This is a genomic window from Streptomyces sp. NPDC046831 (assembly GCF_040645305.1).
Taxonomy (GTDB): Bacteria; Actinomycetota; Actinomycetes; order Streptomycetales; family Streptomycetaceae; genus Streptomyces.
This window is the reverse complement of record NZ_JBEYXZ010000066.1, coordinates 1-10,055: the sequence shown is the minus strand read 5'-3', so window position 1 is coordinate 10,055 and position 10,055 is coordinate 1. Positions and strand designations below refer to the sequence as shown.

Genomic DNA, 10,055 nt, shown 5'->3' with positions numbered 1-10,055 from the left:
GGGTGAGGTGGTGGGCGAAGACGGGTGAGGTGGTGAGGAGGTCGCGGGCCATGCCGTCCCATTGCGAGCCCTGACCGGGGAACACGAACACCGTCCTGCCGTGATCCCGTACGGCACCCTCCACCACGTTGCCCGCCGGTACACCCCGGGCGAGGGAGTCCAGTGCCTCGGTCAGCTCCCGCCGGTCCCGAGCCACGACCACGGCCCGCCGCTCCAGCTGACCGCGCCCCTCCGCCAACACACCGGCGACGTCCGCCGGACGCAGCTCCGGGTGCTCGTCCACGTAGGCGCGCAGCCGCTCGGCCTGCGCCCGCAGGGCCGGTTCGGACCGGGCCGACAGCAGCCACGGCGCCGGGCCGTCCGCCCTAACCGGTGATTCGCTCAACTCCTCCTCGTCCGCAGGCTGTTCGAGGATGACGTGGGCGTTGGTGCCGCTGATGCCGAAGGAGGAGACGGCGGCGCGGCGGGGGCGGTCGTCGGGGGTGGTCCAGGTGTGGTCCTCGGTGAGGAGGCGGACGGCGCCCGCTGTCCAGTCGACGTGCGGAGTCGGTTCGTCGACGTGCAGGGTGCGGGGGAGGTGGCCGTGGTGCATGGCCTCGACCACCTTGATGATGCCGCCGACCCCGGCCGCGGCCTGCGTGTGCCCGATGTTGGACTTCAGCGAGCCGAGGAGCAGGGGCCGTTCGTCCGGGCGGTCCTGTCCGTAGGTGGCCAGCAGGGCTTGTGCCTCGATGGGGTCGCCCAGTTTGGTGCCGGTGCCGTGCGCCTCGACCGCGTCGACGTCGGCCGGGGTCAGGCCCGCGTCGGCGAGCGCGGCGCGGATCACGCGCTGCTGCGAGGGACCGTTCGGCGCCGACAGCTGGCCGCTCGTACCGTCCTGGTTGACCGCCGAACCCCGTACGACCGCGAGCACCGGATGGCCGTGGCGGCGGGCGTCGGAGAGCCGCTCGACCAGGAGCAGGCCGGTGCCCTCGCCCCAGCCGGTGCCGTCCGCGGCCGCCGCGAACGCCTTGCAGCGGCCGTCCGGCGACAGGCCGCGCTGCCGGCTGAACTCCACGAAGAGACCCGGCGACGCGATCACCGTCGCCCCGCCCGCGAGCGCCAGATCGCACTCGCCCTGCCGCAGCGACTGGATCGCCAGATGCAGCGCGACCAGCGACGACGAGCACGCGGTGTCAACCGTGACCGCCGGACCCTCCAGGCCGAACGTGTACGACAGCCGGCCCGAGGCGACCGAGCCCGCGCTGCCCGTGCCGATGTAGCCCTCCAGGCCGTCCGGAGCGCGCTGGATGCGGCCGCCGTAGTCCCCGTACATGACGCCCGCGAACACGCCCGTGCGCGAGCCGCGCAGCGAACTCGGGTCGATCCCGGCCCGCTCGAACGTCTCCCACGCCGTCTCCAGGAGCAGCCGCTGCTGCGGGTCGATGGCGACCGCCTCGCGCGGGCTGATCCCGAAGAACGCCGGGTCGAACTGGTCGGCGTCGTGCAGGAACCCGCCCTCACGCGCGTACGACGTGCCCGTCCGCTCGGGATCGGGGTCGTACAGGCCCGCCAGGTCCCAGCCGCGGTTGTCGGGGAACCCGGAGACGGCGTCGGTGCCCGACTCCACGACCCGCCACAGGTCCTCCGGTGAGCGCACCCCGCCCGGGTAGCGGCAGGCCGTGGCGACGATCGCGATGGGCTCGTGCCGCTCGGCCTCCACCTCCGACAGGCGCTGCCGGGTCTGCATCAGGTCGTTCGTCACGCGCTTGAGATAGTCGCGCAGCCGGTCCTCGTTCGACATGGGTGGTCAACTCTCCTTGGAGGGGGCGTGAGTCGGAGCTCGCGGGGGAGCGGGGCGGTCAGCCGGTGCCGAGCTGGTCGTCGATCAGGTCGAACAGCTCGTCGTCGGTGGCGTCCGTCAGCCGGTCGGCCGCCGCACCGGCGGACGGGTCCGGGCGCAGGCCGGGGGCGAGCCGGTCGAGGACCGCGGCGAGGCGGGCCGCGAGCCGGTCCCGGGCCGGTGCGTCGAGGCCGTCGGCGCCGACGGCCGCCTCCAGACCGGCGAGGTGTTCCAGCGCGGCGGCGGCCGCCCCGGGCAGCCGGTCGGACAGTTCGTGCAGCAGATGCGCGGCGAGCGCGGTCGCGGTCGGGTGGTCGAAGAGCACCGTGGTGGGCAGCCGCAGCCCGGTCTCCGCGCCGAGCCGGTTGCGCAGTTCCACGGCGGTGAGCGAGTCGAAGCCGAGGTCCAGCAGGCCGCGGTCGGCCGGCACGGTCTTGTCCGGGGCATGCTGGAGGACGTCGGCGATCGTGGTCCGGACGAGGTCGAGCGCCACGCGCGGCCGGTCCGCGTCGCTCGCCTCGGCCAGCTTGCGCAGCCACGGCGAGGCGCCGGCGGGGGCGTCGGCGCGCCGCGCCCCGTCCCGCACGGCCGTGGCCGGTACCTGGACCAGCGCGCGCAGCAGCGGCGGCACCCGGTCCGGGTCGCCCAGCCCGCGCAGGGCCGTGGTGTCCAGGCGGACCGGCACCGTCGCGGGGACACCGGAGGCCAGGGCCGCGTCGAACAGGGCGAGCCCGTCCGGCGCGGACAGCGGGGCGACGCCGGTACGGGCGATCCGGGCCAGGTCGGCGGCGGACAGGGCGCCGCCCATGCCGTCCTCGGCCTGCCACAGCCCCCAGGCGAGCGACGCCGCGGGCAGACCGCGCGCGTGCCGGTGCTGGGCGAGGGCGTCCAAGTAGGCGTTGGCGGCGGCGTAGTTGGCCTGTCCGGCGTTGCCGATGACCCCGGCTACCGAAGAGAACAGGACGAACGCGCGCAGCCCCGGCGCCGAGTCGACGGTCAGCTCGTGCAACAGCCGTGCGGCGTCCGCCTTCGCCCGCAGGACCTCGCGTACGGCCGTGTCGTCGAGCGAGGTGAGCGTGGCGTCGCGGGTGACACCGGCGGCGTGCACCACACCGGTGAGCGGACGCGTGTCCGGTACGTCCGCGAGCAGCGCGGCGAGCGCGGCCCGGTCGGCGGTGTCGCAGGCGACCACGCGGGCCTCTGCGCCGAGCGCGGTGAGCCGCTCGACGAGCTGCCCGGCGCCCGGTGCCGCGGGCCCGCGGCGGCTGGTCAGGAGCAGGTGCCGCACGCCGTGCCGGGTGACGAGGTGCTCGGCGACCAGGCCGCCGAGCGCGCCGGTGGCGCCGGTCAGCAGCACCGTGCCGTCCGGGTCGAGCGACGGCACCCGCGACGAGGCCCCGGCCACCCGGGCCAGACGCGGCACGAGGATCCGGCCCTCACGGAGCGCGACCTGCGGCTCCCCGGACGCGACGGCCGCGGGCAGCGCGCGCAGCGACGCCTCGCTGCCGTCGGTGTCGGCCAGGACGAACCGGCCCGGATGCTCGGTCTGCGCGGTGCGCACGAGCCCCCACAGCGCGGCGTGCCCGAGCGCGTCCAGCGGTTCCCCGTCGCGCGGCGCCGTCGCCCCGGTCGTCACGACGACCAGCGGCGCCGTGGCCTCGGCGTCGACCAGCCGGGCGCGCAGGGCGGGCAGCACATGGGCGACGGCGGCGTGCGGGTCGCCCGCCGCGCCGTCCGGCGCGTGCAGCACGTCGTACGCAGACGCATCCGACGTCTCCGATGCCTCCGGCGCGTCCGCCCGCGCGTCCGTGGTGAGCGGCGCCCACTCCACCCGGTGCAGGGACCGGGCCGCCGTGCGTGAGGTCACGAGCCGTGCCGGGTCCGTCTCGCGGATCGCGAGGCCGTCGGCCGTCAGCACCGGCGCACCCGTCTCGTCGGTCAACTCCACGGCCACCGACTCCTGTCCACCACCCTCGACCGGAGTCAGACGGACCCGCAGGACGGTGGCGCCCGTGCCGTGCAGCCGCACCCCGTGCCACGCGAACGGCACCCGCAGCCCCCCGTCGGGGCCCGGGCCGTCCAGCGCGAGGGGGTGCAGCGCCGCGTCGAGGAGCGCCGGATGGACCGTGAAGCCGGCCTCGTCCGCGGAGCCGTCGACGGCCCGGTCCGGCAGGGCGATCTCCGCGAGATGCCCACCGTCCGCGGCCTGCCACGCGGCCCGCAGACCGCGGAACACGGGACCGTACGCGTACCCCAGCGCGGCCAGCCGCTCGTACGCGTCGCCCACCGGCACCTCGGTCGCGCCGGCGGGTGGCCACGGCCGCGAGGACGCGGGCGGCACCGGGGCGGCGTCAGGCGCGAGCACACCGGAGGCGTGCGTGGTCCACCCTCCCTCGGCGCTGTCCGTGGCCTCCGCGGTGTCCTCGCGGGCGTGCACCGTGAGGATGCGCAGGCCCGCGTCGTCGGCCCGGCCCACGGTGACCTGGATGCGCACCGCGCCCTCCTCCGGCAGGACGAGCGGCGTGTGCAGCGTCAGCTCCCGCACCACCGGGGCCGCGGTCCTCGCACCCGCGTACAGGGCGAGTTCGAGCAGAGCGGTACCGGGCAGCACCGCGGAGCCGGACACGGTGTGGTCCGCCAGCCAGGAGTGGCCGCGCGCGGACAGCCGGCCCGTGTACACGGTGCCCGTGCCGTCGGCCAGCTCCACGGCCGCGCCCAGCAGCGGATGCCCCGCGCCGGTGAGCCCGGCCGCGCCGACATCGCGGCCGCGCCCGGCCGGCACGTCCAGCCAGTAGCGCTCCCGCTGGAACGGGTAGGTGGGCAGTTCGGTCCGCTCGCCCGCGCCGTGGTGGGCCCGCCAGTCCACGTCGCCGCCCGCGACGTGCAGGGCGCCGAGCGCGGCCGCGAACGACGCGCCCTCGGGCCGGTCGCGGCGTGCCAGCGGCACCAGCGGCGCGGCGGCGCCGAGTTCGGCGAGCGTCTCCTCGGCCATCGTGGTCAGGACGGCGTCCGGCCCGATCTCCAGGTACGCGCCGATCCCCTCGGCGTGCAGGGCGCGTACCCCGTCGGCGAACCGCACGGCGTGCCGCACGTGCCGCACCCAGTGGTCGGCGGAGACCGGCTCGTCGGCGTCGGCGAGGCGGCCGGTGAGGTCGGAGACGAACGGCAGCCGCGGAGCGGTGAACGCGATGCCGTCCAGGACCTGCCGGAACTCCTCCAGCATCGGCTCCATCAACGGCGAGTGGAAGGCGTGGCTGACGGTGAGCCGCCGGGTGCGCGCACCCTGGGCCCTGGCCCGCTCGGCGACCGCGAGGACCGCCTCCGCCGCGCCCGAGACCACCGTCGCGCGGGGGCCGTTCAGCGCGGCGATCGAGGCCCGGTCCTCGACACCGGCGAGCAGCGCCGCGGCCTCCTCCTCGGCGACGGACAGCGCCACCATCGCGCCGCCGGAGGGGAGTTGCTGCATCAGGCGTCCGCGCGCCGTCACCAGGCGGGCGGCGTCGGACAGCGACAGCACACCGGCCGCGTGGGCCGCCGCCACCGCGCCGACGGAGTGCCCGAGCACCGCGTCGGGGCGCACCCCGCGGCTCGCCGCGAGCCGCAGCAGGGCGACCTGGTGGGCGAAGAGCGCGGGCTGCGTGAACGCCGTCTCGTCGAGCAGCGGGTCCGCGCCGAACACGAGGTCCCGCAGCGACCGGCCCAGGTGCGGGTCGAGCTGGGCGCACACCTCGTCGTAGGCGGCGGCGAACTCCTCGTACGACTTGTACAGTTCACGGCCCATGCCGGGCCGCTGGCTGCCCTGGCCGGTGAAGAGGAACGCGACGCGCGGCGCCGGGCCGGACGGCTCGCCCCGCAGCAGCGCGGGCGGGCTCCCGCCGTCCTCGAGGGCGGTCAGGGCGCGCAGCAGGTCGACACGTCCGCCGCTCGCCACGACGGCGGCACGGTACGCGGGGTCGGCGGGCCCGACGGCCGACGAGCGGGCGAGCACGGCCGGTTCGAGCCCGGGGCGGGCCTCGGCGAGCTCCCGGACCTGCCGGGCCCGGGACCGCAGGGCCTGCTCGGTGTGGCCGGACAGCACGAGCACCGGGTCGGCGACGGGCCGCACCGGCGCGTCACCGGCGGCCGAATCGGCCTCTGCGGGCGGCTGTTCGAGGACGACGTGCGCGTTGGTGCCGCTGATGCCGAACGACGACACCCCGGCCCGGCGCGGCCGTCCGCGCTCCGGCCACGGCGTCGGCTCGGTCAGCAGCGCGACGGCACCCGCCGACCAGTCGACGTGCGGGGTCGGCTCGTCGACGTGCAGGGTGCGCGGCAGCACACCGTGCCGCATCGCCAGGACCGACTTGATGACACCGGCGACCCCGGCCGCGGCCTGGGTGTGCCCGATGTTGGACTTCACCGATCCGAGCCACAGCGGCTCGTCCCCCGCACGCTGTTGACCGTACGTCGCGATCAGGGCCTGCGCCTCGATCGGGTCGCCCAGCCTGGTGCCGGTGCCGTGTGCCTCGACGGCGTCGACGTCGGCGGGGCCCAGGCCGGCGTCGGCGAGCGCGGCGCGGATGACGCGCTGCTGCGAGGGACCGTTCGGGGCGGTCAGACCGTTGCTGGCGCCGTCCTGGTTGACCGCCGACCCCTTGACGAGGGCGAGGACCGGGTGGCCGTTGCGGCGGGCGTCGGACAGCCGCTCCACCAGCAGCAGGCCCGCGCCCTCGCCCCAGCCGGTGCCGTCCGCGGCTGCTGCGAACGGCTTGCAGCGGCCGTCCGCCGACAGGCCGCGCTGCCGGCTGAACTCCACGAACGTCGCCGGGCTCGCCATCACCGTGACACCGCCCGCGATCGCCAGATCGCACTCGCCGCCGCGCAGCGCCTGCGCCGCCAGATGCAGCGCGACCAGCGACGACGAGCACGCCGTGTCGACCGTGACCGCGGGCCCCTCCAGGCCGAAGGTGTAGGCGACCCGGCCGGAGGCCACGCTGCCCGCGCTGCCGCTGACCAGATAGCCCTCGACCCCGTCCGGCGCCTGCCCGCCCTGGTGCAGGCGTGCCCCGTAGTCGTTGTACATGACGCCCGCGAAGACGCCGGTGCGCGAGCCGCGCAGCGAGCGCGGGTCGATGCCGGCCCGCTCGAACGTCTCCCACGTCGTCTCCAGGAGCAGCCGCTGCTGGGGGTCCGTGGTCAGCGCCTCCCGCGGGCTCATCCCGAAGAACTCCGGGTCGAACTCCGCCGCGTCGTACAGGAATCCGCCGTGCCGCGTCGCCGACGTACCGGTCCGCTCCGCCCGCGGGTCGTACAGCGCCTCCAGGTCCCAGCCGCGGTCGGCGGGGAACTCCGACACCGCGTCCGTGCCGTCGGCGACCAGGCGCCACAGATCCTCCGGCGAGGCCACCCCGCCCGGGAACCGGCAGGCCATCGACACGATCGCCACCGGGTCGTCGTCGACCCGCACGGCCGCCGCAACGTCAGCGTCCGTGGCGTCCAACTTCCCGCGAGAGCCTGGCAGTTCGGTCAGCAGCTGCTGGGCGAGCGCGGCTGGGGTCGGGTGGTCGAAGACCAGCGTCGCGGGCAGCCGCAGACCGGTCGCCGCGCCGAGCCGGTTACGCAGGTCGACCGCCGCGAGCGAGTCGAAACCGAGGTCGGTGAAGGCGCGGCCCTCGGCGACCGCGGCCGGGTCACTGTGCCCGAGCACCGTCGCGACCGTGCGGCGTACGAGATCGAGGACGAGCCGCTCCGCCTCGGGCCGGGCGAGCCCGGACACCCGCTCGGCGAGCGTGCCACCGCCCTGCCCCTGCCCGGCCCCGTCCGGGGCCGCCGCCGTGCGCCGCGCCGGACGCGTACGGACCAGGGAGCGCAGCGGCGCGGGCGGCACCGTGCCCGCCGCGCCGAGCGCGGCCGTGTCGAAGCGGGACGCCACGAGCACCGCCGGCCCGTCGCCGCCGAGCGCCGCGTCGAAGTGGCGCAGCGCCGCCTGTGCGGGCAGCGGCGCGATCCCGGCCCGCCGCAGCCGGGCCAGGTCCGCCGCCGACAGCGTGGACCCCATGCCGTCGAGTTCCTGCCACAGGCCCCAGGCCACCGACCGCGCGGGCAGCCCCAGGCCCCGCCGGTGCTCGGCGAGCGCGTCCAACTGGGCGTTGGCTGCGGCGTAATTGGCCTGCCCGGCGTTGCCGATGACCCCGGCCACCGACGAGAACAGCACGAACGCGGCGAGGTCCAGACCGCGCGTCAGCTCGTGCAGGTGCACGGCCGCGTCCGCCTTCGCGCGCAGCACCACGTCCAGCCGGTCCGGGGTCAGGTCGGCGAGAACACCGTCGTCGAGCACACCGGCCGCGTGCACCACACCGGTGAGCGGATGCGCGTCCGGTACGTCCGCGAGCAGCGCGGCGAGCGCGGCCCGGTCGGCGGTGTCGCAGGCGACCAGGTCGACGTGGGCGCCGAGCCCGGTCAGCCGGTCGAGCAGGTCCCGCGCGACGGGCGCCGCGGGCCCGCGCCGACTGGTCAGCAGCAGACGCCGCACGCCGTGCCGGGTGACCAGACGCTCCGCGATCAGCGTGCCGAGCGCGCCCGTGGCACCGGTGAGCAGCACGGTCCCGGCACCGAAGGGCCCGGCGCCCGGTGCCCCGGCCGACTCCGGCCCGGCGGCCGGCGCGACGGAGGCCCGGGCCAGCCGCGGCACCAGCACCGCGCCGTCACGCAGCGCGAACTGCGGTTGCCCCGTCGCCACCGCGGCCTCGAGAGCGGCCTCGGACGCGGCAGTGCCGTCGCTGTCGACCAGCACGAACCGGTGGGGGAACTCCGTCTGTGCGGTACGCACAAGCCCCCACACGGCACCCGCCGCGGGCTCGCGTACGCTCTCGGCGCCGGTCGCGGCGACGGCCCCCGAGGTGACGACGACAAGCCGTTCGTCACCGTCCCGGGCGGCCCACTCCCGCACGTGCGCCAGGGCGCTCCGCGCGGTCTCGACGCGCACCACATGACCTGGGGCGGACACGGAGACGGGCGCGGCCACGCCGGTCTCCGGGGCGACCCACGCGATCTCGTACAACGGATCGTCGACCGCCTCCGCGGACACGGCCAACGCGCCCTTCGGCAGCGGCCGCAGAGCGAGCCGCTCGGCCGTCGCGACGACGCCCCCCTCGGAGTCGGCCAGCAGCACCGCCACGGCGTCACCGCCGGCCACGGGCGTGAGGCGCACCCGCAGCGCCGTGGCGCCCACCGCGTGCAGCCGCACCCCGGCCCACGCGAACGGCAGCCGCACCCCGCCCTCCGACCGCAGCGGCAGCAGATGCAGCGCGGCGTCCAGCAGCGCGGGGTGGAGCACGAACCCGTCTGACCCGTCGGCGAGTGGGCCCGGCTCCCGCGGTAGGCGGACCTCGGCGAACAGTGTGTCGCCCGACCGCCACGCGGCGCGCAGATTGCGGAAGGCGGGCCCGTACGCGTATCCGAGCGCCGCCAGCTCCTCGTACACCCGGTCCGTGTCGACACGGTGCGCACCCGCGGGCGGCCACACGGACAGGCCGTTCCGCGCCGGCTCCGAGGGCCCTGCCTCCGGGGCCAGCAGACCAGTGGCGTGCCGCGTCCAGGGCGCGTCACCCGACGGCCGGGCATGCACGGAGAACGCCCGCCGCCCCGCCTCGTCCGCCGCCGCCACGGTCACCTGCAGCGCCACGGCTCCCTCGGCGGGCAGCACCAGTGGCGCCTCCAGCATCACCTCCTCGGCCACCACGGCGTCCGTGTGCCCAGCGGCCTCCAGGACGAGCCCGACGAACAGCGCACCCGGCACGAGCGGCACCGCGTCGACCGCGTGGTCGGCCAGCCACGGCAGCCGGTCCGCGCCCAGCTCCGTGGCGAACAACAGGCCACCGTCCCCGGCGAGTTCCACCGGCTCCCCGAGCAGCGGCCCCGACCCGGCCGACGATACGTCCAGCCAGTAGCGCTTCCGCTGGAACGGATACGTCGGAAGGTCGACCCGCCGGTGCGCCCCCGCGCCCGACCCGGCGAAGGCCCGCTGCCACTCGACCGGCCCGCCCGCCACGTACGCCCGCGCGAGCGCCGCCAGGAAACTCCACCGCTCGCCCTGCCCCCGGCGGAGTACGGGTATGGCGTCGGGGGTGTGGGGGGTGAGGGCGGCGTCGGGTCCGATTTCGAGGACTGTGGTGGTGTTGTGGGTGGTGAGGGTCTGGACGGCGTCGTGGTAGCGGACGGTGGTGCGGATGTGGTGGGTCCAGTGGGCGGCGGT

General features: G+C 76.5%; 2 protein-coding genes. Both read right to left on the bottom strand.

What is annotated here, in order from left to right:
- Window positions 1-1,783, bottom strand: a 1,783-nt coding sequence (locus tag ABZ920_RS30235) for a type I polyketide synthase (protein ID WP_361511974.1), incomplete at its 3' end; no start/stop codon positions are given.
- Window positions 1,784-1,841: 58 nt separating this feature from the next.
- On the bottom strand, window positions 1,842-10,055 hold an 8,214-nt coding region (locus ABZ920_RS30230; protein ID WP_361511971.1), incomplete at its 5' end, for a type I polyketide synthase.